Annotated in this window: 28 protein-coding genes and 3 tRNA genes; 20 read left to right on the top strand and 11 right to left on the bottom strand. The window is 71.9% G+C overall.

The window, feature by feature from the left end:
* Positions 1 to 17: 17 nt before the first annotated feature.
* A complete protein-coding gene (locus ACIBG7_RS31455; protein ID WP_357920100.1) occupies positions 18 to 506 on the bottom strand; it encodes a YajQ family cyclic di-GMP-binding protein in 489 nt (162 codons plus the stop codon).
* Between the two features lie 134 nt (positions 507 to 640).
* Here ACIBG7_RS31455 and ACIBG7_RS31460 point away from each other — a divergent pair.
* A tRNA-Tyr gene (locus tag ACIBG7_RS31460) sits at positions 641 to 722 on the top strand.
* A 179-nt stretch (positions 723 to 901) separates the two neighbouring features.
* Here ACIBG7_RS31460 and ACIBG7_RS31465 read toward each other — a convergent pair.
* Complete coding sequence (locus ACIBG7_RS31465) at positions 902 to 1186, bottom strand: hypothetical protein (RefSeq protein WP_397338534.1); 285 nt, start codon at positions 1184 to 1186, stop codon at positions 902 to 904.
* A 113-nt stretch (positions 1187 to 1299) separates the two neighbouring features.
* Positions 1300 to 1674 (bottom strand): nuclear transport factor 2 family protein, encoded by a 375-nt coding sequence (locus ACIBG7_RS31470; RefSeq protein WP_397338535.1) that lies wholly within the window; start codon positions 1672 to 1674, stop codon positions 1300 to 1302.
* 114 nt (positions 1675 to 1788) lie between these two features.
* Between ACIBG7_RS31470 and ACIBG7_RS31475 the strand changes: the two genes are divergently transcribed.
* Positions 1789 to 2421, top strand: a complete 633-nt coding sequence (locus ACIBG7_RS31475; protein WP_357920108.1) for a GNAT family N-acetyltransferase — start codon at positions 1789 to 1791, stop codon at positions 2419 to 2421.
* Between the two features lie 17 nt (positions 2422 to 2438).
* On the opposite strand, the gene ACIBG7_RS31480 is transcribed toward ACIBG7_RS31475, so the two are convergent.
* Genes ACIBG7_RS31480 through ACIBG7_RS31495 form a run of 4 tightly spaced genes read right to left on the bottom strand, consistent with a single transcriptional unit; the run spans position 2439 to position 4846 of the window.
* Positions 2439 to 2774 (bottom strand): pyrophosphatase, encoded by a 336-nt coding sequence (locus tag ACIBG7_RS31480; protein ID WP_397338536.1) that lies wholly within the window; start codon positions 2772 to 2774, stop codon positions 2439 to 2441.
* Positions 2771 to 3151: a hypothetical protein gene (locus ACIBG7_RS31485; RefSeq protein ID WP_357920114.1), complete on the bottom strand. Its 381-nt coding sequence runs from the start codon at positions 3149 to 3151 to the stop codon at positions 2771 to 2773. The genes ACIBG7_RS31480 and ACIBG7_RS31485 overlap by 4 nt, the downstream gene beginning before the upstream one ends.
* Positions 3152 to 3165: 14 nt before the next feature.
* Positions 3166 to 3906: an ABC transporter permease gene (locus ACIBG7_RS31490; RefSeq protein ID WP_357920117.1), complete on the bottom strand. Its 741-nt coding sequence runs from the start codon at positions 3904 to 3906 to the stop codon at positions 3166 to 3168.
* Complete coding sequence (locus ACIBG7_RS31495; protein ID WP_397338537.1) at positions 3893 to 4846, bottom strand: ATP-binding cassette domain-containing protein; 954 nt, start codon at positions 4844 to 4846, stop codon at positions 3893 to 3895. The genes ACIBG7_RS31490 and ACIBG7_RS31495 overlap by 14 nt, the downstream gene beginning before the upstream one ends.
* A gap of 241 nt (positions 4847 to 5087) precedes the next feature.
* Between ACIBG7_RS31495 and ACIBG7_RS31500 the strand changes: the two genes are divergently transcribed.
* Together ACIBG7_RS31500 and ACIBG7_RS31505 are read left to right on the top strand one after the other, a co-directional pair.
* Positions 5088 to 6092, top strand: coding sequence for a GH25 family lysozyme (locus tag ACIBG7_RS31500; RefSeq protein WP_397338538.1), 1005 nt, complete (start codon positions 5088 to 5090; stop codon positions 6090 to 6092).
* A gap of 69 nt (positions 6093 to 6161) precedes the next feature.
* A complete protein-coding gene (locus ACIBG7_RS31505) occupies positions 6162 to 9371 on the top strand; it encodes a BTAD domain-containing putative transcriptional regulator (RefSeq protein ID WP_397338539.1) in 3210 nt (1069 codons plus the stop codon).
* Here ACIBG7_RS31505 and ACIBG7_RS31510 read toward each other — a convergent pair.
* Positions 9344 to 9982, bottom strand: a complete 639-nt coding sequence (locus tag ACIBG7_RS31510) for a hemerythrin domain-containing protein (protein WP_397338540.1) — start codon at positions 9980 to 9982, stop codon at positions 9344 to 9346. The two genes, ACIBG7_RS31505 and ACIBG7_RS31510, sit on opposite strands and share 28 nt — an antisense overlap.
* 111 nt (positions 9983 to 10093) lie before the next feature.
* On the opposite strand from ACIBG7_RS31510, the gene ACIBG7_RS31515 reads away from it, so the two are divergent.
* The 13 genes from ACIBG7_RS31515 (at position 10094) to ACIBG7_RS31575 (ending at position 18586) form a co-directional block, all read left to right on the top strand.
* Positions 10094 to 10297 carry a transposase gene (locus ACIBG7_RS31515; protein ID WP_357920132.1) on the top strand — a complete coding sequence of 68 codons (204 nt, stop codon included), beginning with the start codon at positions 10094 to 10096 and terminating at the stop codon, positions 10295 to 10297.
* 34 nt (positions 10298 to 10331) lie between these two features.
* Positions 10332 to 10739, top strand: coding sequence for a hypothetical protein (locus tag ACIBG7_RS31520; protein WP_397338541.1), 408 nt, complete (start codon positions 10332 to 10334; stop codon positions 10737 to 10739).
* On the top strand, positions 10736 to 11398 hold the full coding sequence (cseB, locus tag ACIBG7_RS31525) for a two-component system response regulator CseB (protein WP_397338542.1): 663 nt from the start codon (positions 10736 to 10738) through the stop codon (positions 11396 to 11398). The genes ACIBG7_RS31520 and cseB overlap by 4 nt, the downstream gene beginning before the upstream one ends.
* Positions 11398 to 12984 (top strand): ATP-binding protein, encoded by a 1587-nt coding sequence (locus tag ACIBG7_RS31530; RefSeq protein ID WP_397338543.1) that lies wholly within the window; start codon positions 11398 to 11400, stop codon positions 12982 to 12984. Before cseB ends, ACIBG7_RS31530 begins: the two co-directional genes overlap by 1 nt.
* A gap of 50 nt (positions 12985 to 13034) precedes the next feature.
* A tRNA-Thr gene (locus tag ACIBG7_RS31535) sits at positions 13035 to 13110 on the top strand.
* 373 nt (positions 13111 to 13483) lie between these two features.
* Positions 13484 to 13557: transfer RNA gene (locus tag ACIBG7_RS31540), tRNA-Met, on the top strand.
* Positions 13558 to 13628: 71 nt separating this feature from the next.
* Positions 13629 to 13793, top strand: a complete 165-nt coding sequence (gene rpmG / locus ACIBG7_RS31545) for a 50S ribosomal protein L33 (protein WP_101786011.1) — start codon at positions 13629 to 13631, stop codon at positions 13791 to 13793.
* Between the two features lie 265 nt (positions 13794 to 14058).
* On the top strand, positions 14059 to 14271 hold the full coding sequence (locus ACIBG7_RS31550) for a CsbD family protein (RefSeq protein ID WP_357920143.1): 213 nt from the start codon (positions 14059 to 14061) through the stop codon (positions 14269 to 14271).
* A gap of 228 nt (positions 14272 to 14499) precedes the next feature.
* Positions 14500 to 14949, top strand: a complete 450-nt coding sequence (locus tag ACIBG7_RS31555; RefSeq protein ID WP_357920145.1) for a MaoC family dehydratase N-terminal domain-containing protein — start codon at positions 14500 to 14502, stop codon at positions 14947 to 14949.
* Complete coding sequence (locus tag ACIBG7_RS31560) at positions 14949 to 15377, top strand: MaoC family dehydratase (RefSeq protein ID WP_357920147.1); 429 nt, start codon at positions 14949 to 14951, stop codon at positions 15375 to 15377. Before ACIBG7_RS31555 ends, ACIBG7_RS31560 begins: the two co-directional genes overlap by 1 nt.
* A 131-nt stretch (positions 15378 to 15508) precedes the next feature.
* Positions 15509 to 16759, top strand: a complete 1251-nt coding sequence (locus tag ACIBG7_RS31565) for a hypothetical protein (protein WP_397338544.1) — start codon at positions 15509 to 15511, stop codon at positions 16757 to 16759.
* Positions 16760 to 16804: 45 nt separating this feature from the next.
* Positions 16805 to 17821, top strand: coding sequence for a UDP-N-acetylmuramate dehydrogenase (locus tag ACIBG7_RS31570; protein WP_397338545.1), 1017 nt, complete (start codon positions 16805 to 16807; stop codon positions 17819 to 17821).
* A 198-nt stretch (positions 17822 to 18019) separates the two neighbouring features.
* The gene (locus ACIBG7_RS31575; RefSeq protein WP_357920157.1) at positions 18020 to 18586 is read left to right on the top strand and encodes a TMEM165/GDT1 family protein; all 567 of its coding nucleotides are present in this window, start codon (positions 18020 to 18022) and stop codon (positions 18584 to 18586) included.
* 6 nt (positions 18587 to 18592) lie between these two features.
* On the opposite strand, the gene ACIBG7_RS31580 is transcribed toward ACIBG7_RS31575, so the two are convergent.
* Complete coding sequence (locus ACIBG7_RS31580; protein WP_397338546.1) at positions 18593 to 19843, bottom strand: hypothetical protein; 1251 nt, start codon at positions 19841 to 19843, stop codon at positions 18593 to 18595.
* 162 nt (positions 19844 to 20005) lie between these two features.
* On the opposite strand from ACIBG7_RS31580, the gene ACIBG7_RS31585 reads away from it, so the two are divergent.
* The 3 genes from ACIBG7_RS31585 (at position 20006) to ACIBG7_RS31595 (ending at position 23130) form a co-directional block, all read left to right on the top strand.
* The gene (locus tag ACIBG7_RS31585) at positions 20006 to 21433 is read left to right on the top strand and encodes an alpha/beta fold hydrolase (protein WP_397338547.1); all 1428 of its coding nucleotides are present in this window, start codon (positions 20006 to 20008) and stop codon (positions 21431 to 21433) included.
* Between the two features lie 61 nt (positions 21434 to 21494).
* Positions 21495 to 22010 carry a SigE family RNA polymerase sigma factor gene (locus tag ACIBG7_RS31590; RefSeq protein WP_357920166.1) on the top strand — a complete coding sequence of 172 codons (516 nt, stop codon included), beginning with the start codon at positions 21495 to 21497 and terminating at the stop codon, positions 22008 to 22010.
* A 4-nt stretch (positions 22011 to 22014) separates the two neighbouring features.
* Positions 22015 to 23130, top strand: coding sequence for a hypothetical protein (locus tag ACIBG7_RS31595; protein ID WP_397338548.1), 1116 nt, complete (start codon positions 22015 to 22017; stop codon positions 23128 to 23130).
* Positions 23131 to 23149: 19 nt separating this feature from the next.
* Here ACIBG7_RS31595 and ACIBG7_RS31600 read toward each other — a convergent pair whose 3' ends face one another.
* Both ACIBG7_RS31600 and ACIBG7_RS31605 read right to left on the bottom strand, forming a co-directional pair.
* Positions 23150 to 23929 (bottom strand): hypothetical protein, encoded by a 780-nt coding sequence (locus ACIBG7_RS31600; RefSeq protein ID WP_397338549.1) that lies wholly within the window; start codon positions 23927 to 23929, stop codon positions 23150 to 23152.
* Positions 23926 to 24426, bottom strand: a complete 501-nt coding sequence (locus ACIBG7_RS31605) for a SigE family RNA polymerase sigma factor (protein WP_357920175.1) — start codon at positions 24424 to 24426, stop codon at positions 23926 to 23928. The genes ACIBG7_RS31600 and ACIBG7_RS31605 overlap by 4 nt, the downstream gene beginning before the upstream one ends.
* Positions 24427 to 24479 lie beyond the last annotated feature (53 nt).

Genomic DNA, 24479 nt, shown 5'->3' on the forward strand with positions numbered 1-24479 from the left:
CTCCAGGCGGGGACCAGTCAGCGGTAGTTCGTGAACTGCAGGGCGAGGTCGAGATCCTTGCCCTTGAGCAGGTTGATGATCTCCTGCAGGTCGTCCTTCTTCTTGGAGCTGACCCGGAGCTCGTCCCCCTGGATCTGCGCCTTGACGCCCTTGGGACCCTCGTCCCGGATGATCTTCGAGATCTTCTTGGCGTTCTCCTGGTCGATGCCCTCCTTGAGCGCCACGACCAGGCGGTACTCCTTGCCAGACAGCTTCGGCTCGCCCGCGTCGAGGGTCTTCAGCGACAGGCCGCGCTTGACGACCTTCTCCTTGAACACGTCGAGTGCGGCGTTCGCGCGCTCCTCGCTGTTGGCCTTGATCTCGATGCTCTCCCCGGACCAGTTGATGCTCGCCCCGGTGCCCTTGAAGTCGAAGCGGTGCCCGAGCTCCTTGGCGGCCTGGTTCAGGGCGTTGTCGACCTCCTGCCGGTCGATCTTACTGACCACGTCGAAACTGCTGTCGGCCATCGGTATGGGTGTCCTCTCTTCTTCCCTCTCCGACCTTAGCGCCCTGTGACGCCCGGCCTGCGGGACAAACCGGTGTCACGTGCACGTGGGAAGTCCGCTATGCTTCTACCTGTCGCCGCGAGAGCGGATGGCACGGCAGGTTGCCCGAGTGGCCAATGGGAGCGGACTGTAAATCCGTCGGCTTAGCCTACCCAGGTTCGAACCCTGGACCTGCCACACCAAAGGGAAGGCCCTTGACCGGCTTCAACGCGGGTCAAGGGCCTTCTTCGCGTGTGCGCACACATGTACCACTGCCGCCCCGAAGCAGGCATATGTCGCTGCTCGCGGGATCTGCGGGTGCGTGGTCACGCGGCAAGGCGTAGGCGGGGCGACGCATGAGGCACAGCGAGCGCGGGCTACTCGACGAAGGAGCCGTCCGGTCGCATGATCTCCTCGCGGGTCAGTGGGGCGACTGAGGATCCGGCAGCACGACCGTTTACGGCTACGACCAGGCGAAGGCAGTCATCCGCGGCGGGCAGGACGTAGAAAAGAACTTTGTATTGCTCGCCGTCGGGCCCGACCACGTTCTCCCAATCCTTGTCGCCGTTTTCCTCCATGACAGCCAACTCTGAGTAGTCGGCAATGCGGCGCCGGCGGGCCAGGTACTCTTCGGCGATCTCGGTGGCGACCTGCTGGTTCATGCTCCTATTCTCCGCCGCATCCGAGATCATGATTCGCAGGCCCTTGACCGGCCTCAACGCGGATTGAGGGCCTTCTGGTGGCGACGGGGCGGCCCCTGATCGAGTATGCGGTTTCAGGTCGAGGGGTCGAGGGTGCGGGTGAGGGCGTTGGCCTGGGCTATTCGGCCGTCGGGGGCGTATTCGGCGAACAGGTGGACCTCCACTTTGATCACCTTGTCCTTGCGGGTGTGGGCGGTCATGGTGAAGCGGGCGGCGGCCCTGGGGCCGTCGGTCAGGGTTTCGTGGATCTGGATGTCGAGGTGCTTGGTGGTCTTGCGGGCTGGGGTGGTGTGGTCGATGAGGCGTTGGCGGTCGAGGGTGATGCCGTCGTTGCGGTACTGGAAGGTGGGGGTGTAGTAGCGGTCGATGATCGAGGCGGGGTCGTCTTCGCTGAAGGCCAGTTCGTACGGCAGGCGGGTGAGGTAGGCGTGGAAGTCGGGGGTTTCCATGGCTTCGATGGTGGCGGGGTTGGGCGGGGGGTGCGTCGGCCTGGGGGAGACGGTGGCGTACTGCCGGTGGAGTACGCCTCCGGGGGCCACGCAGGGGAGGGGTACGGTCTGAAGGTGGGTGGGCTGGAGGAAGTGCTGGACGGGGTGGCTGCGGGGCGGATGCCGGAGCCGGGGGCGGGGCCGACGATCCTTGCGCAGCCGTCGGAGCGGGACGCGGGGGTGATGGCGTTCACCGCGCATTCGGTGGTGTTCGTGGATGTGGATCGGGAGTGGATCCGGGCTCAAGTGGATGTGGCTGATCTGTCGGCTGCGTTGAATCCGCCGTTCCTGCGGGAGCTGGAGGTTCGGACGGGGCGGCGGGTGAACAACGTCGATCTGCTGGCGCTGGGTCAGCCGTTGGTGGGGGAGCCGGCGGTGGAGTTGGCCGAGGTGATGGACCGGGGGCATCCGCGGGTACGGCGGGCGTTGCGGCATCGGGACGACGTGCGGGTGTGGACGTGTCCGGGTGGGGTGCTGGCGGTGGGGCGCGGGGTGGCGGGGCGGTGGGAGGTTGCCGTCGAGGTGGCGGAGGAGAGCCGGGGGCGTGGGGTGGGGCGGGCGTTGGCTGAGGCGGCGCGGTATTTGACCCCGGGGCCGGTGTGGGCGCAGATCGCCCCCGGGAACGCGGCCAGTGTGCGGGCGTTTCTGGCGGCGGGGTATGTGCCGGTGGGGGCGGAGGCCTTGCTGGTGCCACCGCATTTGGCCTGACGCACGTCGAAGCCGGTCTAGGGCTGGGAAGGCTCCCGGGCCGGGTGGTGGGGCATCCACTTGTGGTTGATCTCGGCCTGGAGGTCGACGTCGTGGTGGCGGGCGAGCAGCAGCAACTGGCACAACACGTCCGCCAGCTCGGACCGGAAGGCCTGGTCGAGTTCGGCCGGGGTGTGGCCCTTGTCGCGGGCCTGGCCGGTGCGCATGAGGTAGGCCTGGGTGAGCTCGCCGAGTTCCTCGTGCACCTTGAGCAGGAACCACGAGGAGTCCCGGTGGATGCCGTGGCGCTGGGCGTAGTGGCTGGAGATGGCTTCGAGGTCGTCGGTGAGACGGGCCAGGTAGGAGCCGCTCATCGGGCGAGGTCCTCGAAGAGGGTGTCGACCAGGCGGCGGGAGGACTCGGCGATCTCGTCGACGTAGGAGTCGAGCACGGATAAGGCGTCGTCGAGGTTGTGCAGGGTGCGCGGCGGGAGGGACAGGAGTTCGGAGTCCTCGACGGCGGCGGTGCCGGAGACGGTGAAGGAGTCGCCGGTGAAGCCGAGCGTGACGGCGAAGTGCACCTCGCGGCCGTCGGGGAGGGTGAAGACGGTCCCGGCGACGGCGCCACCGGCGGGGAGCAGGTAGGAGAAGGCCTGGTGCCGCACGTAGGGATGGTGCAGTTCAGTGAAGACCGCCACGGTTTGCCCCAGGGCGGCGAGCACCGCGCCCGCCGCCTGGCTGTCGCTGTCCACATCCCGAGGGTAGATCAGCGCCCTGACAAGCCTCTACGCATTGCCCGGTTTCCAAGGACAAGTCCGATAATCGCGAACACGGTCGCGCCGGCTGCGCCGTACAGGATGGAGAGGTTCTGGAAGGAGCCGGCGAACAGGGCGCGCTCGGCGGAGACGATGTGGGCGAGCGGGTTGGCGGCGCCGACGGCGCGGAGCCAGGCGGGTCCGGAGTCGAGGGGCAGGAGCACGCCGGACAGCAGCAGCATCGGGAAGATCAGGAGCTGGCTCACGACGTAGAAGAGCGTGCCGCTCGGCGCGGACTTGATGGCCAGCACGAAGGAGAGCGAGCTCAGCCCGAGCCCGAGCACGACCAGGAGCGCCAGGCCGGCCAGGATGCCGAGCGGGTGCAGCTCGAAGCCCAGCGGTACGGCCAGCACCACGATCAGCACGGCCTGCGCGAGCAGGACCGAAGACTCCTTGAGCGCCCGGCCGGCCAGCAGCGCGGTGCGGTTGAGCGGCGTGACGGTGAGGCGTTCCATCGAGCCGGACATCAGCTCGACCAGCAGGTGGTAGCCGGATCCGAGCGGCCCCATCAGGCACATCATCACGAGGATGCCCGGCACGAACCACTGCCAGTCGCCCCCGCCGGGCAGCAGCGAGCCGAAGATGAACAGGAAGAAGAGCGGCTGGCCCATCTCGAAGAGGAGCGAGACCGGTTCGCGCAGGGACGGGGTGATCTCCCGGGTGAAGACGGTCGCGGTGTCACGCAGGATCATCGAGGGCCCTTCCGGTGAGGGTGAGGAAGACGTCGTCGAGGGTCGGCCGGGCGGTCTCGGCGCTGGTGACCTTGGCGCCGGCGGCGTCGAGGGCGCGCAGGTAGTCGGGCAGGGCCCGGTCGGCGTGCGCGACGCGGACCTGCACGAGGTGGTCGTCGGCGACGGGTTCGGCGGAGATCACCTCGGCGCCCATGCGGTCGGCGACGGTCCGCGCGGCTACGGCGTCGTCGACGGTGATGGTGATGCGGTCGCCGGCGAGCTCGCCCTTGAGCTTGGCCGCCGTGCCGTCGGCGATGATCCGCCCGCCGTCGATGATGATCACCCGTTCGGCCATGGTGTCCGCCTCGGCCAGGTAGTGCGTGGTGAAGAAGAGCGTGGTGCCGAAGTCGGCGCGCAGTCGCAGGATGTGCTGCCAGACCTCGGCGCGGCCGGTGGGGTCGAGGCCGGTGGTGGGTTCGTCGAGGAAGAGCAGGCCGGGCCGGTGGATGAGGCCGAGCGCGATGTCGAGGCGGCGGCGCTGGCCGCCGGACAGGGTGCCGGGCTTGCGGCTGGCGAAGGGCACCAGGTCGAGCAGGTCCATGACCTCCTGGGCGCGGCGGCGGGCGTCGGCGCGGCGCAAGCCGTACGCGAGCCCCTGGGTGACCAGCTCGTCGCCGGCGCGGAAGTTCTCGCCGGCGCTGCTGCCCTGGCCGACGTAGCCGATGCGGGCGCGGACGGCGGCCGGGTCGGTGGCGACGTCGTGCCCCGCGACCACGGCGCTGCCGGACGTGGGCGGGAGCAGGGTGGTGAGCATGCGCAGCGTCGTGGATTTCCCGGCGCCGTTGGGGCCGAGGAAGGCCACCAGCGAGCCGGCCTCGATGTCTAGGTCGATGCCGCGCACGGCGTGGACGGTCTGTTTCTTGATGGTGAAGTCGCGGGCCAGGCGACGGGTGTGGATCAACGTGGCTCCTTCCGGGCATGCCGAAGAAACCCCTGTTCGGGGCGGGTTCGGCGATGAATTCATTCTTGGTGGCTGCCATTTGTTTTGGCAAACGCGAATGTCGCGTTCATATTCGCCTCTGACCTGCGCGAATACGTAAGGGAAAAGGCGCTGAGATGGCCTTTCAAAAAAACCGGAACTTGCGCTGTTTGCGGCGTTCCGTCAGGATCTTCCCCGCAACCCGTGAGGAAGGACGCGCCTGATGAGACGTTTGGTGCTGGTGGCGGCTGGTGTGGCGCTCGGGATCCCGCTGTTCGCGGGCAGCGCCCAGGCTCTGAACGGCGTGCCCGGGGTCGACGTGAGCAACTGGACCGGCGAGGTCGACTGGCCGGCCGTGGCCGCCGGAGGCGGCAAGTTCGCCTTCGTCCAGGCCACCGAGGGCAGCGACTGGACGAGCCCGCACTTCCAGGCCCAGTACGGCGGAGCCGCCGCGGCCGGCCTCATCCGCGGCGCCTACCACTTCGCCATGCCGCACACCTTGGACGGCGGCCAGCAGGCCGAGCATTTCGTGGCGAACGGCGGCAAGTGGACGAACGACGGGCAGACCCTGCCGGGCGTGCTGGACGTGGAGGACAACCCGTACCAGGACAAGAACGGCAAGAACAGCTGCTACGGCCTCTCCGCCAAGGAGATGGTCGCCTGGATCAAGGACTTCACCACCACCTACCGCCGCAAGACCGGCCGGCACGCGATCATCTACACCACGACGAGCTGGTGGCGCACCTGCACGGGCGACTCGACCAAGTTCAAGGCCAACCCGCTGTGGCTGGCGCGCTGGGGCGGCGAGCCGGGTGAGCTGCCGGCGAGCTGGAGCGCCCACACCTTCTGGCAGTCGGCGGACAAGGGGCCGCTGGTCGGCGGCCAGAACAGCTTCAACGGCAGCGAGGAGCAGCTCAAGGAGCTGGTCAACCCGCCGGCCGAGATCACGCTGGGCGGCGGGATCAAGGGGCGGACCAGTTACACGCTGACCGTGTCCAACACCGGGCCGCACGCGATGACCAACATCCGGGTCAGCGGCCGGGCCTTCGGCGGGACGGTGCGGACGGCTCCGGGCTGCAAGTTCAGCGGCACCGCCGTCAAGTGCGTGATCCCGCAGCTCAAGCCGGGGCAGCGGGCGCGGATCCAGGTCGTGCTCAAGGCCAAGGCTCGGGGTGCGGTCGGGATCAAGTTCACCGTGGGCGAGGCGGAGTACACCCTCAAGGCCTGAGCCCCGGCGCAGCGCCCCGCAAAGGGGTGATAAATCGCGGTTGATCAGGACATACTTGGTCCGATCATCATGCTGCGCATCCACGTCCTCGGACCGCTCCAAGTCACCCTAGACGGCCGCCGGATCGACCTCGGCACCTCCCGCCAGCGGGCGGTGCTCGCCCGCCTGGTCGCGGCCGGCGGCGAGGTCGTGTCCACCGACCGTTTCATCGACGACCTGTGGCAGGGCCAGCCGCCGCCCAAGGCGCTGGCCGCGCTGCAGGTCTACATCTCCAACCTGCGCCGCGCCACCGAGCCCGGGCGGGCTCCGCGCACTCCGGCCACGGTGATCGTCAGCACGCCGCCGGGGTACCGCCTCAGCCTGCCGGTCGAGGCGGTCGACGCCTGGCGGGCGCGTCCGCTGATCGAGCAGGCCGCCGCCGTCCTGGAGCAGGGGCGGGCCGAGCAGGCGCTGGTTCTCCTCGACGAGCTGCGCGGGTTGTGGCGGGGGGCCGCCTTCGGCGAGTTCCCGGACGACTGGGCCGCACCCGAGGCGGTACGGCTGGCCGAGCTGCGGCTGCTGGCCTTGGAATACCGGGCGGAGGCCGAGCTGCTCCTGGGCCGGCCCGCCCAGGTCGTGCCCGAGTTGCGGAGCCACGTCAACGCCTATCCGTTGCGGGAGAACGGGGTGCGGTTGCTGGCCCTGGCGCACTACCGCTCCGGCAGCCAGGCCGAGGCGCTGGCGGTGTTGCGCGAGGCGCGGCGGACGCTGGCCGACGAGCTCGGCGTCGACCCCGGGCCTGCCCTCCAGGCGCTCGAACGGGACATCCTCCACCAGGATCCCGGCCTGCAGTCGCCCCCGCTGGTCAGGCCGGAATCGGAGCCGTCCGCGCCGGTGCCGCCTGCCGTACCGAGGCTGGAGCTGGTGGGGCGCGCTCGGGAGCTGGCCGTGCTGCGGGAGGCCCGCGCGGGCGTGGTGTGGCTGGCGGGCGAGCCGGGAGCGGGCAAGAGCACGCTCGCCGAGGCGTTCGCGGCGGAGGCGGCCGCGGCCGGGCGGCGGGTCGCGGTGGGCCGCTGCCCCGAGACGGACGGCGGAGCACCGCCCGCGTGGGCGTGGAGCGAGGTCGTCCGCACCCTGGACCACAACGCACCGCCCGAAGCCGCTCCGGGCGCCCGCTTGGCGCCGCTGCTGCGCGACGGTGAGCCGATCGCCAGCCAGTTCCAGTTAGCTCGCGCCCTCGCCGAGCACCTGGCCGCCCGCACCCCGCTGGTGATCGTCCTGGAGGACGTGCACCGGGCCGACAGCGAGACCCTGTACCTGCTGCGCGCGGTCGCCACCGCCGCGCAGGACCTGCTGATTGTCGCCACCCACCGCCCCTCGGAGGCCACCGACGAGCTGCGCGCCACGCTGGCCGCCCTGGCCTCGGCCAGCCGGCACGTCGAGCTCACCAAGCTGGCCGGCCCCGACGTCGGCCGGCTCCTGGCCAGCGTCTCCGGGCTCACCCTCGACGAGCCCACCGTGCGCACCGTCGCCGAGCGCACCGACGGCAATGCGCTGTACGTCTGCGAGATCGCCCGCCTGCTGGCCACCGACGGCCCGCAGGCGGCCCACGCCCTCCCGCCCGGCGTCCGCGACCTGATCCGGCGGCGCATCTCGCGGCTGCCCGCCACCGCGCAGACCGTGTTGCGCAACGCCGCCACCGTCGGCCGCGAGGCTGAGGTGGACGTGCTGGTCCACATGCACGAGGGCGACGAGGACACCGTGCTCGACGGCCTGGAGGCGGCGGTGCTGACCGGCCTGCTCACCGAGCCCGGCCCGGGCCGGGTGCGTTTCGCGCACGTGCTGGTCAGGGAGACGCTCTACGAAGGTACGGCCCGCATCCGGCGCACCCGGGTGCACGGCCGCGTCCTGGCGGCGCTGGAGGCGGTTCGGCCGGACGACCTGCCGGCTCTGGCGCACCACGCGCTGCAGGCCGCTTCCCCGGACGCGGTGCGCTACGCCGCGGCGGCAGCCGTACAAGCCTCTGGCCTGCACGCCCACCGCGAGGCCGCGGAACTGCGGCGGGCCGCACTGGACCTCGCGACCGACGACCGGACCCGGCTGGAGCTGATGTGCGGCCTGGTCTCCTCGCTCGGGCACGCCGGCGACGGCCTGGGCGCGCTGGCGGTACGGCGGGGCGCGATCGAGCTCGGCAGCCGCATCGGCGACCGCGTCCGCGCGCTGACCTGCTACGACGCCCCGGTGAGCTGGTCGCTGCAGGAGAACCGGGCGCTGGACGTGCCGTTCGTGGCCGCGGTCGAGGCCGAACTGGCGATCACCGCCGACGCCGAGACGCGCTGCCGGCTGCTGGCCGCGCTGGTCTTCGCGGTGGAGGGGCACGACGAGGAGCGGACCGGCGAGGCCTCGCTGGAGGCGGTACGGCTGGCCCGCGAGCTCGACCGGCCCGACCTGCTCTGCCTCGCGCTCAACGCCAGGTACTTCGCCGTCCTGCACCCCGCGGGCCGCGACGAGCTGGCCGCGATCGGCGCGGAGCTGCTGGAGCTGGGCGAGCGGCACCGGCTGGTCGGCTACCTGATGCAGGGCCACCACACGCTCATGCTGGTCGCGCTTGGCCGCAACGACCTGGCCGCCGCGGCCTACCACGCCGGGCAGGGCGTCGCGATGGCCAGCAGCGGCCAGCTCGGCATGGCCCTGGTCGTGCTGGGCTTCTTCACCGCGGCGCGGCACCTGGTCGCGGGCGAGTTCGACGAGGCCGAGCGGCTGTACACCGAGCTGGCGGAGACGCTCGGCGACGGCGGCGGCATCAACGCGGCGGCCATGGGCGTCACCTGCCGGGCGGTCGTCCGGCTCACCCGCGGCGACCTGCACCGCTCCCGTGAGGAGCTGGCGGCCTTCACGGCCCTGCTGCCGCCCGAGACCGGGCTGAACGAGATCTACGCGCTCGTCCTGCTGCGCGACGGCGAGCCCGAGCGGGCCAGGCAGGTGTGGCGGCCGGACGTGGTCTTCGCCCTGGACTACTACTGGCTGGTCATGACCGGCTTGCGGGCGGTGACCGCGATGACCTTCGGCGACCGCGAGGTGGCCGAACGGTGTTACGAGGAGCTGCTGCCCTGGTCCGGGGAGATGGCCGGGCTGCACAGCGGCTCGGTCACCCTCGGCCCGGTGGCCTTCCTGCTCGGCGAGCTGGCCGAGTCGCTCGGCCGCGACGGCCGGGCGCACTTCGAGCAGGCCCTGGCGGTGGCCCGGACCCTGGGCTCGGCCTACTGGAGCGATCAGGCGCTCTCGAAGATCAATCGCTGACGCCGCTCGTGCCCCCGGCGGACCAGCGCGAGCAGGAGCGAGAGCACCGGCCCGGCCGCCTTCCGGAGTGCGGCCAGCTCTTCCGGCAACGCGTACTGGCCGATGCGCGGCAGGTCGAAGCGCAGGTCGGCGCCCTTGCGGACGGCGGCCTCGACCTTCGCCCACTCCTCGCCGGACACGTACGCCTCGATCACCGGGAAGATCGTCTTCTCCTCCTCCGCGATGTGCTCGTCCAGCAGGTCCGCGAGGCGGGCCAGGGCGACCGCCAGCGGCGTCAGGGCGGCCCGGTCGGCGCCGATCCGGGCCGCCGCAGCGGTGATCTCGTCGAGCAGCGGATCGAGCTCCCGGTGGTCGTCGGTGAGGTCGCTCAGATCCACCTCGGCTGACGCGCAGCGGACGAGCACCGGCCAGAGCACCTCGTCCTCCATCGTGTGATGGTGGTGGATGCCCGCGCAGAGCCGGGACACGAAACCAGCCAGCGCGGCCAGCCGGGCGGCGGACGCCCGCTGCCTGCCCTCGGCGAGCTCGGCCGTGACCGTGGCCAGGCGCCTGACGTCGCCGCGCATGGCCCGGTGAGTGATGCGGAATCCGACTAGATCTGGCTTTTTCATGCTCCCAGCCTGCGGAGTGCTGCTTAGGTGGCACTTGGGACCCACTTGGTATGACGTGTAACGCGTGAGCCGTACGGAAAATGAGAGACCCGGGCGCTACTGTGAGCCGCTATGGACAGGCGGTGGGTGGGGCCGGACGGCTTCGAGGTGGCTCCGGCCATCCGGGCCGGGCGGCAGGTGCTCAGGGTGCGGAGGCACGGCTGGCTGATCGCCGACTGCCTCTCCGTCGAGCAGGTGGCTCGATTCGTCGACCTCGCCGACCTGTGCGAGGTGGTCCCGCTGCCCACGCGCAGCCGCTTTCAAGCCGTCGGATAACCACGCGGCGGCTTTCCTCACCTAACGTGACGGCATGAAGCTCCACGTCGTCGCGGCTCTGCTGCTGCTGTCCGCCTGCGCCCCCGGGGTGCGGGTCGAGGGCGAGGCGCCCGTGGCGCCGCGGGGACCCGTCTACGTGCTCGCCTACATGGGCGACGCCCTGCAGCGGCCCACCAGCCTCGCCCTGACCGAGTTCAGCAGCATGACCGGCGTGCGCTGGACCTCCTGGGGCGACGAGCGCGCCACCGGCACCGGCACCCTGCACGGCACCTGGTGCCGCACCGAGGCCGAATGCGCGCGGGGCCTGCCCGCCACGCTCGAGCTCAGCGGCCTGCTCCGGCTCGAACGCACCGGCTACTACAGCCGCTTCACCGTCACCACCACCACCCCGCCGCCCGGCGAGGACCTCACCGACGGCCGCCTGGAGGTGCCGCCCCGATGACCACCAACGTGCTGTTGGTCGAGGACGACGCGGTCATCCGCGAGGCCACCCAGCTCGCGCTGGAGCGGTACGGCATGCGCGTCCGCGCCGCCGCCGACGGGCTCGCCGGCCTCGACCTCTTCCGCGCCCAGGCTCCCGACGTCGCCGTGCTCGACGTGATGCTCCCGCACCTCGACGGTGTCAGCCTCGCCCGGCGCATCCGCGAGGCCGGGCACGTGCCGATCATCATGATCTCGGCGCGGACCGACTCCATCGACGTCATCAACGCTCTCGAAGCCGGCGCCGACGACTACGTCACCAAGCCCTTCGACCTGGCCGTCCTGCATGCGCGCATCCGTGCCGTGCTCCGCCGCCAGGCGCCCGTCGCCGAGCCGTCGGTGGTCGCCTTCGGCGACCTCACCGTCGACACGCTCTCCATGGAGGTACGGCTCGGCGGCGCGCTGGTGGCTTTGACGCCGACCGAGCTCAAGCTGCTGCTGGAGTTCGCCGCCCAGCCCGGTGTCGTGCTCTCGCGGGACACGCTGCTGGCGCACGTCTGGGACTACACCTGGGAGGGCGACACCCGCGTCGTCGACGTGCACGTCCAGCGGTTGCGGGCCAAGATCGGCAACGAGCGGATCGAGACCGTGCGCGGTTTCGGGTACAAGCTGAGGCGTTGATGGGGCTCCGCGGACGTATCGCCCTGGCCTTGGCGGGCACCGCCGTCCTCGTCGCCGCGGCCATCGGGGTGCTCGTGCACGTCCACACCTCCGGCAGCCGGCTCGACGCGGCCCGGACGGAGCTCGACCGGCACCTGGTCACCCTGCTCGAACGGCAGCTCGAAGGCCAGGACGCCGGGCTGCACATCGGCGACCCCGCCCTGCCCCGGGCCCTCGCCGCGGTGCTCGCCGCCCGGCCCGTCCGTGCCACCTACCTGGAGGGGGACCGGCTGTGGGCGGCGGCCCGGGTGGGGGAGTCCGTCTACTCGCTCAGCCGCTCCTACCGGCCCGAGCTGGCCTCCCAGGCGGCCCTCGACCGTGCCCTGGCGGGCTCGGGCCTGCTTGCCACGGTGGCCGCCTCCCTGCTCGGCGTCGCCGTCGCCAACGGCCTGAGCCGCCGCCTCCGCACCGTCGCCCGCACCGCCGCCGCCATCACCGCCGGTGACCTGAGCGCCCGCGTCACGCCCCGACTGGTGGGGGAGGCGGCCGCCAAGGAGAGGGCGCCCGGGCAGGCCCAGGGGACGGCTGCCGGGCAGGACGAGCCGGCGGCAGCAGGGCGAGGCAGGGGGACGGCTGCCAGTCGGGGCGAGGCGGCGGACGCCCGGTGGACCGAGGCGCGCACAGCGGGGCGGCCCGAGGTAGTCGCGGCTGGGCGAGGTGCCGGGTCGGCGGGGCGGGATGAGGTGGCGGCTCTGGGCCGGGCGCTCGACGGGATGGCCGACGCGCTGCAGGCCCGGCTGGAGGCTGAGCGCCGGGTGACCGCCGACATCGCGCACGAACTGCGCACCCCGGTGGCCGGGCTGGTCGCCGCGGCCGAACTGCTCCCACCGGGGCGACCCACCGAGCTGGTGCGCGACCGGGCCGCGGTGCTGCGGCGGCTGGTCGAGGACGTCCTGGAGGTCGCCCGCCTCGACTCCGCCACCGAACGCCCCTCCCTGGAACCCCGCCTGTCCGCCACCCTGGCCCGCCGCGCCCTCACCTCCCTCCACCTGGGAGAGGGCGAGCCCGGCTCCCCACGGGAGACGGCTGAGGCCCCCGATACGGAGCCGAGCGTGCTCCAGGAGGGGGCCGGAGCCGGGGAACGGCCGGAGGTGGCCAGGGGTGCCGAGGCCGGAGTGCGGTTGCGGGACGGTGCGGAGCCGGGGGTGCGGCTGGGGGGTGGGCCGGAGTCTCGGGTGAAGTTGGAGGTGGTGAAAGATGTCGAGGTGGTCACCGATCCCAGGCGGGTCGAACGCATCCTGGCCAACCTCGTAACCAACGCCCTCCACCACGGCGCACCCCCGGTGACCGTCACCGTGGACGGCCCGGTGATCTCGGTCGCCGACCACGGCCCAGGCTTCCCGCCCGCCCTCCTGGACCGCCTCCGCGAGCACGGCCCGCAGCGGTTCGAGAGCGGCGCGACAGCCCGGGGAACGGGTGTCGGCCTGGGCCTGACGATCGCCGCCGGCCAGGCCCGCCTCCTCGGCGCCACGCTCGAGTTCGCCAACACCGGCGAGGGCGCGATCGTCGTCCTCCGGTTGCCGGGTTCGAGTTCGCATCATCGCTGAGGGCCGTGTATGGTTACACCTGTCCGCAGCGCAGACAGCAAAACGGACAGGCCCCTATAGCTCAGTCGGCAGAGCGTCTCCATGGTAAGGAGAAGGTCAACGGTTCGATTCCGTTTGGGGGCTCCACGCCTGACACGGCACGACGCCCGGTCCGAAGTATTCGGAGCCGGGCGTTTCTCGTTGTCCCCCAAGGATCGGCTGAGGCTGCCCACGCCCGGCCCTGAGGCGGGCCGGGCGTCCCCCACATCGGGCGTTCCCCGCGGCAGGCGTCCTGCGGCGGGTGGATGATGCCCCTTCGACGGTAACTCCAGCCATTGCGGATGGCCAGAACCTCCCGTTTGACGTGTCCCTCACGATCGTTGTCACCGGCCGCGGCGGCGATTTCAGGTTGGGCAGGTTCGTGAGGCATACTGGAAGTACCCCATCCGATCAGGTGAAGTACGAAGGTGCTCCCAAGGTCGGGTATCCTCGTCGGGCCGGGTATGTTGTGCCCGGCAAAGGCGGAGTAGCTCAGTCAGGCAGAGCAAACGGCTCATAATCGTTGTGTCGCCGGTTCAAGTCCGGCCTCCGCTACTACCCACTCCCGAGCTTCACGGCTCGGGCATGGGTGTGTCCCAGTCCCGAACGTAGAAAGGCACTCCCACGTGGCTGCCACCGACGTTAGGCCGAAGATCACGCTGGCCTGCCAGGAGTGCAAGCACCGCAACTACATCACGCGGAAGAACCGGCGCAATGACCCGGATCGGCTTGAGCTGAAGAAGTACTGCCCCAACTGCCGCACCCACCGCGCTCACCGCGAGACGCGATAGGCCGGTGCCGCAAGGCATCCCCCGGGCAGGCTTGAGCCGCGCGATGTCGCGGCACTCCTGACTCAACCGGCGTTCTCTGGGGAGAGCGCCGGTTTGCTGTGTTACCCCCGACGCCCTGTCTGGCCTCGCCAGGCGGGGTTTTCGGCTTTCCCCGCGCGTGGTGGGCGTGGGGGTTCGTGGGGATGATCGTGGAGGTCAGCGGGGTTTGTCTCCCGTTCCTGGGGACAGGAGAAGGTCCAGGGCGACAAGACCTAGGGGAGTCGATATGGGCCTGGACGACAAGGTGGACAACAAGGCCGAGGAGCTCGGCGGCAAGGTCAAGGAAGGTGTCGGTCGGGCGACCGGCGACCGGAGCCTTGAGGCCGAGGGGCATGCTGACCAGAGCAAGAGCAAGGTCAAGCAGGCCGGCGAGAAGATCAAGGACGCGGCCAAGAACGTGAAGGACGCGATCACGCCTGACAACAAGGACCGTCGCTAGGCGCACGCGCCACCACACGGTCATACGGCCACTCGGCCACACTGAGAGGGCGGCATCCGGAGAGGGTGCCGCCCTCTCGCCGTCCCGGACCAGCCGAAGGCCCGGGATCCCAAAGCCAACCGCCGCGCTCCCCGGTGGGTGCCAAGATCCCGACGAGGCGGGCGACAACCGAACGTTATTCTGTTAACGTCGCCCCATCAGCTCTGGACGCACGCACAAGGGGCAAGCATGGCCTTGAATCGTGACTTCGTCGGCCGCGAGTTCCCGCCCTCGGCGCCCTACGAGGTCAGCAGGGTGAAGATCCGCGAGTTCGCCGCCGCGATCGGTGACGACAACCCGATCTACCGCGACCGGGAGGCGGCCCAGGCGGCCGGGCATCCCGATGTGGTCGCACCTCCCACCTTCCCCATCGTGTTCAGCCTCTCCGGCGGCGGCGAAGCGCTTGCCAGCCCCGACCTGGGCCTCAACTACGCGATGGTGGTGCACGGGGAGCAGCGGTTCGAGTACACCCGCCCGATCCACCCGGGCGACCTGCTGGTCACCACCGCGAAGATCACCGACATTCGCAGCGCCGGACGCAACGAGCTGCTGACTATCCGCAGCGAGATCACCACGGTCGACGGCGAGCACGTGTGCACGACCTACAACACCATCGTCGAGCGGGGCGGAGCGGGCTGATGGCGGCGACGATCAAGTACGACGAGGTCGAGGTCGGGCAGGAGATCCCGGCGGCGGAGTACAAGGCGCGGCGGGTGAACCTGGTCATGTACGCCGGGGCGTCCGGCGACCTGAACCCGATCCACTGGAACGAGCGGTTCGCCAAGCAGGTCGGGCTTCCGGATGTGATCGCGCACGGGATGTACACGATGGCCCAGGCCGGGCGGTTCGTCACCGACTGGGCGGGCGATCCGGCGGCGGTGGTGGACTACGGTGTGCGCTTCTCGGCGATGGTGGTGGTCCCGGATGACGACGAGGGCGCGACGATCTCGGTCAGCGGGGTGGTCGAGGAGAAGCTGGAGGGCAACCGGGTGGTCGTGGGACTGACCGCCAAGTCCGGCGACGCCAAGGTGCTGTCCCGGGCCCGGGCGGTGGTCCAACTCGCCTGACCCCGAGCCCACCTCCGGCGGCCGGGCGAGCCCGACCAGGGCTCACCTCCCGGGCAAGGCGAACCCGGCCCCGGGCTGACCTCCGGGGACTGGGCAGATTGTGGGGATTCGCTGGGGGTATGCGGGGGGACATGAGCGAAGCCCCTCGACATGTCAGCGAGCTCGCCGAGCGGCGGGCCAAGGCCAGAGCGGAGCGCGACTACGCCTCGGCGGACGCGCTCCGTGCCGAGATCGAGTCGGCCGGATGGGTCGTCCACGACACCGCGGACGGGTTCGCGCTGAGCGAGCGGCCCGCGTACGAGGTGTGGCCGAGCGTGCGGTCGATCCCGGTCTCGGCCATGACCGAGGACGAGCCCGCCGGCCACCTGCCTCCGCCTGCCGTACGGACCACCGGCACGGGCCGGGACACCGAGGGCGGCTCGTCCCGCACGGCCACCGGGTCCCGTCCCGACGTCGGCGCGGGCGCCGCCACTCCCGAGCACGACGGCGACCCCGCCCTCCGAGGTCGCTCGGACGGGGCGCCAGCACGGCAAGGGGCCGAGGAGCGGCCGGCCGAGGACCTCGGGTTCGCCGGCGGGCCGCCGGCCAAGGTGCCGGACGACGACCTGCTGCACGCCCAGCGCCTGTGGGACGGCTCGATCGCGGCGAACCGCCTGGACGACGCCGGTGTCGCGATGACGCGGCGCCGGACCGAGGTGGCCGAGGTGACGGTGTCGGTCGGGCTGGTCGTGGACGGCTGGCCGGACGACCTCCGCACCTGCGTCGAATCGATCATCGAGCACACCACCGCCCGCGTCCTCCTGCTCGACCTGGGCAACGTGGACGGAGCCGGCGACGCGGCCCAGGAGCTGGCCGAGCGCCACCCCGGCCGCATCACCGTCTGGCACGTCGCCGAGCAGCCGCACTGGCGAGGCGGGACCGCGGAATGGGGCGCTTGCCGTACCAAACTGTTGTATCTGGATGAAGCCGACGTGCACGTCCTGATGGAGACCTCCACCGTGTTCACCGGGGACGCGATCACGCCGCTGGTGGACGCGTTGAAGTCCGGTGCGGTGGCGGCGGGCTGGAAGGGCGTGGAGCCGTCCGCGGACGGGCACGACTGGCACGAGGCGGGGCCCGGCCCGGTGCGCGCGTTGCTGGGCTACCTGATGGCGGTACGGCGGAGCGCGGCGCTGACCGCCTTCCCGGACGGCGCCCGCTACTACCGCAACGCCGATCTGGAGTTCTCCCTGGCGCTGCCCGGCGAGCTGGTGGTGCCGGACGAACTGCTCCCGGTGGTCCAGGGCACGCACCGGGCCTACCACGAGGTCGATCCCGGCTACCGCGACCGGGAGTCGCGCCGGACCTACGACCGGGTCCTGCGCCTGTTGCGCACCACCTAGCGCTCGGCAGTACAGCTCATCAATCCGGCACCGTAGGCTGGGCGCATGATTCTGGCGCCCTACACGACCCTCGGCCTGGGCGGCCCCGCCCGCGACTTCGTCGAGGCCCGGACGGCCGAGGAACTGGTCTCGCTCGTCGCCGAGGCGGACGGCACCAAGACGCCGCTGCTGATCCTGGGCGGCGGCAGCAACCTGGTGGTCGCCGACGAGGGATTCGACGGCCGGGTGGTCCGGGTGGCGAGTCGCGGGGTGGGCGTCGAGCGCGACGGTGACCAGGTGCTGGTCACCGTCGAGGCGGGCGAGGAGTGGGACCCGCTGGTGGCGCGGGCGGTCGCCGAGGGCTGGTCGGGCATCGAGTGCCTGTCCGGCATCCCCGGCCTGGTGGGCTCCACGCCGATCCAGAACGTCGGAGCCTACGGGCAGGCGGTGGCCGAGACGATCAGGTCGGTCCGCGTCTACGACCGGCGCACCTGTCAGGTGCTCGACCTGGGCGCGCGGCAGTGCGGGTTCGCCTACCGCGACAGCGTGTTCAAGCAGGATCTCGGCCGGCACGTCGTGCTCGCGGTGACCTACGCGCTCGACCTCGCCGACCGGTCGGGGCCGGTGGCCTACGAGGAGCTCGCGCGCCGGCTGGAGGTGCCGCTGGGCGAGCGGGTGCCGCTCGCCGCCGCCCGCGAGGCCGTCCTCGGGCTGCGCCGGGGCAAGGGCATGGTGCTCGACGCCGGCGACCCCGACACCCGCAGCGCCGGCTCCTTCTTCATGAACCCGATCCTCCCGGCCGGTGAGCTGGAGCCGCGCGCCCCTGGGCACCCGCGCTGGGAGCTGCCCGGCGGCCTGGAGAAGGTGCCCGCCGCGTGGCTGATCGAGCAGGCCGGGTTCGCCAAGGGCTACAGCCGCGGCCCGGTCCGCATCTCCACCAAGCACACCCTCGCCCTCACCAACCCCGGCGGCGGCAGCACCGCCGATCTGCTCGCCCTCGCCCGCGAGGTGCGCGACGGGGTGGCGGAGAAGTTCGGGGTCACGCTGGTCAACGAGCCGGTCATGGTGGGGTGCGCGCTATGATGGGGTCGAATACCGAAGGGGAGTAGTCCTCAACAGTGCGATCGACACACTGGCCTCACGGCCCGGTCGCACGGCCTTCACGGGCGGACGAGACCTTCGGCCTGGTAATGACGACGTCAGTCGCTGCCGGGCCGAAGTCATGCCCGAAACTCCCCGGGTGCCTGCTTCCGGCTCGGCCGCGCGGAAGAGGACCCATTGTTGGAAGCGTTCTGGATCAGCCTGGTGGTCATCTTCGTCGCCGAACTCGGCGACAAGAGCCAGCTCATGGCGCTGACCTTCGCCACCCGCTTCAAGGCCTGGCCGGTGATCATCGGCATCACCATCGCCACCACCGCGGTCCACCTGGCCAGCGTCGCGCTCGGCGGCCTGCTCGGGAACGCGTTGCCCACCAAGGCGATCAACATCGCGGCGGCCGTCGCCTTCTTCGGCTTCGCGCTGTGGACGTTGCGCGGCGACGAGCTGACCGACGAGGAAGCCCAGAAGGCCGGCAAGACCACGCGTAACGCGATCATCGCCGTGACGGTCGCGTTCTTCCTCAGCGAGCTGGGGGACAAGACGATGCTGGCGACGATCACGCTGGCGACGCAGCACGACTGGGTCGGCACGTGGATCGGCTCGACGGTCGGCATGGTCGCCGCCGACGCCCTGGCCATCCTGGTCGGCCGGCTGCTGGGCAAGCACCTGCCGGAGAAGGTCATCCGGTACGGCGCCGCCGCCGGGTTCGTGCTGTTCGGCGGGGTGATGCTCTACCAGGCCCTCGCGTAAAGGGTGCTAGGAGCCGGTGAGTCGCCAGGTGGCGGCGCGGCTGGTCCCCTCGGTCACGATCGCCCCCAGCGCGTAGATCTCGTCCCCCGCCCTGACCAGGTCCATCACCTGCGCGATGGGGCGGCCCGCCTTCCCGACCGGCAGCGGCTGGCCGGTCCACCGGCCGTCGCCGAAGTGCCACATCTTGCCGTCGGTCGCCACCCACACCCCGCCGCGCCCGTCCTCGACGGCGTCCTGGAACGTGTCGGAGAACCCCTCCCGGTGGAAGGGCCCCCACGTGCAGGTCCACCGGCCGCCGGCCTCGCGCAGCGCGACCAGCCGGCCGGCCGCGGTGTCCTCGGCGTCCACGGAGTCGTGGGTGCCGAAGGCGGCGGACCCGAAGACCCAGGTCTCGTCCGGGCCGGGCACGGCCACAGCCTGGGGGTAGAAGGCGCCGCCCTGGTTGTCGTGGATGGCGCCACGCTTGTCGATCTTCAGCTCGAACCACACCTGCTGCGGCACGCCGTCCCGGATCCGCACCGCCCGCGAGCCCTGGTACGGCAGCGCCCACACCTCGCCGCCCGAGGCGGCCAGCCGGTACGGCGTGCGCAGCGGCTGCTCGGTGCCGACCTCGGGCCCCTGGTCCTCGGGGAGGCGCAGGTGCGTCCAGCGGGCGCCGTCCCAGTGCACGGCGGCGTCGGCGTAGGACACCCAGCCGCCGTCGCCGCCGGACAGCGAGGGCTGGTTGTCGACCTTCGGCGCGGCGATGGACAGCGCGCGCCAGCCGCCGCCGTCGTGCACCGCGACCTGCCAGGCGTCGGCCGCCGGCGTGGCCACCCACACCTGGCCGCCGGGCGTGGCGGTGAGCTGGTGCACCGTGGTCATGCCCGGCGGCAGCCCCACGTCGGACCAGTCGCCGCCGGTCAACCGGACGGGGGTGCCCTGCTGCCAGTCCTTGTCGTGCACGGCCCACAGCTCGCCGCCCGGTCCCGGGGTGCCGCCGCGCAGGGCGCCGGGCCTTTCCGGCAGGTCGAGCAGCTTCCAGGTCGCGGCGGTGGTGGTGACGCGGAACTGGTCGGCGGGCCTGGGCGGCTCGGGGCAGTCGGCGTTGGTGACGCGCACCGGCGGCGTGCTGGGGGCGGCGAGCGTCGCGGCGGCGGCGGCGGTGGGGCTTGCCGTACTGCTCGGGGACGGTTTCGGCGGCGCGGCCGGTTGCTGGGCGCAGGCGGCGCAGGCCAGCGCCAGGGACAGGACCGTGGCCACGCTCGCTCGCCGCATGCCCGCCATCCTGGCCCAAACCGGCCGAGGGGCGCGACTCCCGGGTCGTGCCGGTCTCCTGCTTCCGGCCGCCGGCCTCCTCCGGCAGGCGTAGTGCGGGCCGGGCGGAACGGGGGGCGATCCCCGATGCTGTCCGCGGGCGGGGTGTTCGAGGGTGCTGTCATGAGGATTCCAGCCGCTCTGGCGGCCCTGACCTGTACCGCCGCCGTCCTGGCGCCCCTGCCCGCCCGAGCGGCCGAGCCGGCCTGCCTGCCGGTGCCGGGGGCGGTGTGCGGGTCCATCCGGGTGCCCCTGATCCGTAGCCGCCCTGACCTGGGCAGCACCACGGTCGGCTACGCGCTCGTCCGGCGCAAGAACACCTCCCGGCCCGCCGCCGGGACGATCGCCTTCAACCCGGGCGGGCCGGGCGGCTCGACCGTGAACATGGCCGCGCAGTACACCGAGCTGTACGCCGACCTCCTGAACGACCACGACTTCCTGCTGGTCGATCCGCGCGGGGTCAACCGGTCGGGCGCCCTCGACTGCGGGATCACCGGGTTCCCCGCGACGACCTCGGCGATGATCCGCGACGCCGAGCGGTGCGGGCGGGCGCTCGGCGAGCGGTCGCGCGGCTACACCTCGGCCGAGACCGCCGACGACCTCGACGCGGTCCGGGCGAAGCTCGGCCTCGACAAGCTGGTGCTCAAGGGCGAGTCGTACGGGACGAACCTGATGACCGTCTACGCCCAGCGGCATCCGACGCGGGTGCAGTCGGCGGTCCTGTCGAGTGCCTACCCGCTCGACCGCGACACCTGGTTCGCCTCCAACGCCCGCGCGCTGCGGCGCTCGGTCCGGCTGCTGTGCGAGCCGGGCGGCTGCGACAGCCGCCGGGTCCTGGCCGACCTGGGCCGGCTGGCCGCCCGGCTGCGGGTCCGGCCGATCGAGTACCGCGTGGACGGCGAGCGATGGGTCGTCGACGACGTCGTCCTCGCCGGCCTGGTCTACGTGTCGGCCGCGAACATCCCCTCCCTGCTCGGACAGGTGCCGCGGATGGTCGCCGAGGCGCTTCGCGGGGACCCCGCCAAGCTCGTGGCGCTGGCCCGCCAGGCCAAGCGGCCGAGCGGCAACGGCGAGGAGCCCTTCAACCACGGCCTGAGCCACGCGGTGCCGTGCAACGACTACCGCTGGGCCTGGGACTTCTCGGCCTCCTTCGCGGACAGGGAGCGGCAGTTCGAGCGCGCCCGCGCCAAGCTGCCCGCCAAGGACTTCCGGCCGTTCGGCGTGCGCACCTGGACCACCGCGCTGCGCAGCGGCAACTGCCTGCGCTGGCCCGACACCAATCCGCCGCGCCCGCGGCTGGGCGGGCCCCTCCCGGTGGTCCCGGTGCTGGTCACCTCCGGTGTGATGGACACCAACACCACCCTCGAACAGGGCCGCCAGGCCGCCGCGCAGTACCCTCGATCCACCTTCGTCGCCGTCCCCCACCTGGGCCACCTGCCCGAACGGGAGCCGAGCGGCTGCGTGGTGCGGATGCACACCCACTTCATCCGCACCGGGACGCCGGGCGACCTGTCGTGCCTGGACCGGATCCCCGCGGTTCCGGTGTCCTGACCTCCGGGGTGCAACCTTTCGCCCGTCCGGCCGCGTTGGGAACGGGCGAAGGGAGATCACTGTGGATCACGAGGGGTTTCGCGAGTTCGTGCTCGCCCGGCAGCAGGCGCTGATGCGCACAGCCTGCCTGCTCGTGGGCGATCCGCATCTCGCCGAGGACCTGCTGCAAAGCGTGCTGATCAACGTGGCAGGGAAGTGGGATCGGCTGGCCAGGACGGGCAACCCCGAGGCCTACACGCGCAAGGCCCTGGTGAACCAGTACATCTCCTGGCGTCGCCGGTTACGTCCCGAACTGCCGAGCGCGCATCCGCCGGACGTGGGCGGCTACGCCCACGACGAGGAGACGCTCGACCGGATAGTGCTGCGGCAGGCCCTGGCCAAACTCACCCGCAAGCAGCGGGCGGTGCTCGTCCTGCGGTTCTGGGAGGACCTCACCGAGGCCCAGACCGCCGAGGCGCTCGGCTGCTCGGTCGGGAACGTCAAGAGCCAGACCCATCACGCGCTGGCCCGCCTGCGCGTGCTCGCACCCGAGCTGGTGCGAACCCCATCCTTGGCCGACCTAGCCACGCGGAGGTGACACGATGACCAGGCTGCGCAGGGCGCTGGAGGGCATCGCCCAGGAAACACCGTTGGTCGACAACCTCGCCGAGGGCGCCCTCCGGGGCTACCGGCGGCGCCGCCGTACCCGCCGGATCGTGGCCTCAGCGTTCACCGCGGCGGTGGTGGTCGCGGGCGGCGTGTTGACGGCGGGCGCGTTGCGGCCGGCGGCTCCGGTCGAGGTGGGCTCGGCCGGGGTGCAGGAGCTTCCCGACCTGCCCGAGGGAGCGGTGGGCCCGGCCGGCCGGGCCTACCTCGTCCCCTGCGACTACGACCGCGAGAGCAAGGAGCTGGACTGCTCCAGCTCCGAGTGGCGGCTGGTCACCCGGTCCGGGAAGACCTACCGGCTGCCGCGCGCCACCGCGCACGCGGATGGCGACCGCGTCCCGGTCGCGATCAGCCGGGACGGGCGGTTCCTGGCCTTCTACGACGCCACGGCCGGCGCGCACGTCGTGCGGGACCTGGTCAGCGGGCCGGAGGTGGTCTCCCGGGTGCGCGTCGAGCCGTCGAAGGTCGGGCCGGGATCCATGCTCGTGCTCTCCGACGACGGGCGGCACCTGTTCTTCGACCCCCGCGAGGGGAGCGCGGCGCCGGGGCTGCTCGTCGACGTGGCGGGCGGGAAGAGCGAGCCGGTGTCCGGGGTCTACGAGGCGGTCAGCATCAAGGACGGGATGCTGCAGCTCGTCCGGTACATCAAGACCGACCACTGGCTGCGGCCGGTGTCCGGCAAGAGCGGGCGGCCGGTGCTGTTCGACGGGGCCTACATCATGTTCTCCGAACCGGCTCCTGACGGGGCGAGGGTGGTGGCCGTGGAGCACGCGACCATGGCCAAGCGGGTGCTCAGCGTGCTCGACGCGAAGAAGGGGAAGGTACTGCGCCGATTGACTCTCGACGGGCTGCCGAAGCAGGGCGGGCTGGCCGGGACCGGGTTGTGGCTCAGCGACTCGGAGGTCACCGTCTTCTTCGACGCCGGGAAGGGCGGGGTCCGGGCCTACGCGGTCGACGTCCGGAGCGGGCGGCTGCGGCTGCTGGAGAAGTACACCGGCGCGGCGGAGCTGGTGGCCCTGCCCGGGCAGGCGGCCGGGGACGGCAGCTTCTGACGCCTGCCCAGGCGTGGGCTCAGTCGGCGGGGGTCGGTTCCGGGCGGTCGTAGAGGGCGACGGCCCAGCCGCCCGGCGCCTCGCCCACCTCGGCCGACAGCCGGTCGCGGACCTCGGGCCGCAGCAGCGAGCGGGCCTGGGCCGGCTCGTCGCACCCGCCCGGCCCTCCGCCGACCGGCGGGCAGCCCGTGACGGTCTCCGCCACCTTCCGAACCGGCGCGTCGGCCGGATAGACCCAGACCCGGATGGTCTGCGGCCCTTCCAGCCAGCCGGTGGGCGCCGAGCGCCGGTCGTGGTGCCCGCCCGCGCCCTTCCCGCAGCGTCCGGCCGTACCGCCGGGCTCACCGCCCTTGAGCTGCATCTCGGTGACCACCCACGCCTGCGGATCGGCGCAGAACACCCGGAAGGCCGTGGAGAAGCTCACCGGGGTGAAGGTCACCGCCCGGCCGGCGCCCGTCGTCGCGAACCGCTCGGAGTGCAGCAGCGGGAGGCGGAACCGCTCCGCCCCCAGCACCACCGTGTAGCTGTCGGGCACCTTCGGCCCGGGATCGACCCGGGTCGGGCCGGGGGCCTGGGCGACCGTCGTCCCGTCCGGCTCGGGCGGCCCGCCCGGCAGGCCGGTCGTCAGTCCCACGGCGACGACCGCGGCGGCCAGCGCCGCCCCGGCCGCCACCACCCTCCTGGTACGGCGAAGCCGCCGCCCCCGGCGCACGATCGCCGCCAGGTTCGCGGCCGGTTCGCCCCGGGTCTCCACCTGCTCGGCCAGCAGGTCGCGCAGGTCGCTTTCGGTGTGCCTCATCGGTGGACCCTCTCCACGTTCATGAGCTGAATGTCCGGATCGACGCGGAGGCGGCCGAGCGCCCGGCTGAGCTGGCGCTTCACCGCCCCCGCCGAGCAGCCGAGGATCTCGGCCACCTGGACGAGCGTGCGCCCCTCGAAGTAGTGCAGGACGATCACCGCGCGCTGGCGTGGGGAGAGCGCGGCGATCGCGCTCCGCAGCGAGGCCCGGTCGGCCAGTTCGGCGGCCGGGTCGCGGGGATCGGCCACCTCGGGCAGGTGCTCGGCCGGGACCTCGCCGCGCCAGCGCCGCCGCCACCAGGACGCGTGCGTGTTCACGATGATCCGGTAGACGTAGGGGTCGGGGTTGCCCTCGATCCGCCGCCAGGCCACCCATGCCTTGGCCAGGGCGGTTTGTACCAGGTCTTCGGCCGTGGCCCACTCCCGGGTGAGGAGATAGGCCATGCGGCACAGCCGGGAATGGCGTTGTGCCACATAGTCGGCGAACCCTTCTTCCATCCGTCAACTCCGTCGTTCAGGGCTGATTGCCTCCGGAGAGGACTACCGCCCGG

Origin of the sequence: Nonomuraea sp. NPDC050328 (assembly GCF_044459405.1) — a bacterium.
Classification (GTDB): domain Bacteria; phylum Actinomycetota; class Actinomycetes; order Streptosporangiales; family Streptosporangiaceae; genus Nonomuraea.

Excerpts from the sequence above, each read along its gene's own strand:
- ACIBG7_RS31455 (WP_357920100.1), bottom strand. The coding sequence starts at position 506 with ATGGCCGACAGCAGTTTCGACGTGGTCAGTAAGATCGACCGGCAGGAG.
- ACIBG7_RS31465 (WP_397338534.1), bottom strand. The coding sequence starts at position 1,186 with ATGAACCAGCAGGTCGCCACCGAGATCGCCGAAGAGTACCTGGCCCGC.
- ACIBG7_RS31470 (WP_397338535.1), bottom strand. The coding sequence starts at position 1,674 with ATGGAAACCCCCGACTTCCACGCCTACCTCACCCGCCTGCCGTACGAA.
- ACIBG7_RS31480 (WP_397338536.1), bottom strand. The coding sequence starts at position 2,774 with ATGAGCGGCTCCTACCTGGCCCGTCTCACCGACGACCTCGAAGCCATC.
- ACIBG7_RS31490 (WP_357920117.1), bottom strand. The coding sequence starts at position 3,906 with ATGATCCTGCGTGACACCGCGACCGTCTTCACCCGGGAGATCACCCCG.
- ACIBG7_RS31500 (WP_397338538.1), top strand. The coding sequence starts at position 5,088 with ATGAGACGTTTGGTGCTGGTGGCGGCTGGTGTGGCGCTCGGGATCCCG.
- ACIBG7_RS31505 (WP_397338539.1), top strand. The coding sequence starts at position 6,162 with ATGCTGCGCATCCACGTCCTCGGACCGCTCCAAGTCACCCTAGACGGC.
- ACIBG7_RS31510 (WP_397338540.1), bottom strand. The coding sequence starts at position 9,982 with ATGAAAAAGCCAGATCTAGTCGGATTCCGCATCACTCACCGGGCCATG.
- ACIBG7_RS31515 (WP_357920132.1), top strand. The coding sequence starts at position 10,094 with ATGGACAGGCGGTGGGTGGGGCCGGACGGCTTCGAGGTGGCTCCGGCC.
- ACIBG7_RS31520 (WP_397338541.1), top strand. The coding sequence starts at position 10,332 with ATGAAGCTCCACGTCGTCGCGGCTCTGCTGCTGCTGTCCGCCTGCGCC.
- cseB (WP_397338542.1), top strand. The coding sequence starts at position 10,736 with ATGACCACCAACGTGCTGTTGGTCGAGGACGACGCGGTCATCCGCGAG.
- ACIBG7_RS31530 (WP_397338543.1), top strand. The coding sequence starts at position 11,398 with ATGGGGCTCCGCGGACGTATCGCCCTGGCCTTGGCGGGCACCGCCGTC.
- ACIBG7_RS31550 (WP_357920143.1), top strand. The coding sequence starts at position 14,059 with ATGGGCCTGGACGACAAGGTGGACAACAAGGCCGAGGAGCTCGGCGGC.
- ACIBG7_RS31555 (WP_357920145.1), top strand. The coding sequence starts at position 14,500 with ATGGCCTTGAATCGTGACTTCGTCGGCCGCGAGTTCCCGCCCTCGGCG.
- ACIBG7_RS31560 (WP_357920147.1), top strand. The coding sequence starts at position 14,949 with ATGGCGGCGACGATCAAGTACGACGAGGTCGAGGTCGGGCAGGAGATC.
- ACIBG7_RS31565 (WP_397338544.1), top strand. The coding sequence starts at position 15,509 with ATGAGCGAAGCCCCTCGACATGTCAGCGAGCTCGCCGAGCGGCGGGCC.
- ACIBG7_RS31570 (WP_397338545.1), top strand. The coding sequence starts at position 16,805 with ATGATTCTGGCGCCCTACACGACCCTCGGCCTGGGCGGCCCCGCCCGC.
- ACIBG7_RS31580 (WP_397338546.1), bottom strand. The coding sequence starts at position 19,843 with ATGCGGCGAGCGAGCGTGGCCACGGTCCTGTCCCTGGCGCTGGCCTGC.
- ACIBG7_RS31585 (WP_397338547.1), top strand. The coding sequence starts at position 20,006 with ATGAGGATTCCAGCCGCTCTGGCGGCCCTGACCTGTACCGCCGCCGTC.
- ACIBG7_RS31595 (WP_397338548.1), top strand. The coding sequence starts at position 22,015 with ATGACCAGGCTGCGCAGGGCGCTGGAGGGCATCGCCCAGGAAACACCG.
- ACIBG7_RS31600 (WP_397338549.1), bottom strand. The coding sequence starts at position 23,929 with ATGAGGCACACCGAAAGCGACCTGCGCGACCTGCTGGCCGAGCAGGTG.
- ACIBG7_RS31605 (WP_357920175.1), bottom strand. The coding sequence starts at position 24,426 with ATGGAAGAAGGGTTCGCCGACTATGTGGCACAACGCCATTCCCGGCTG.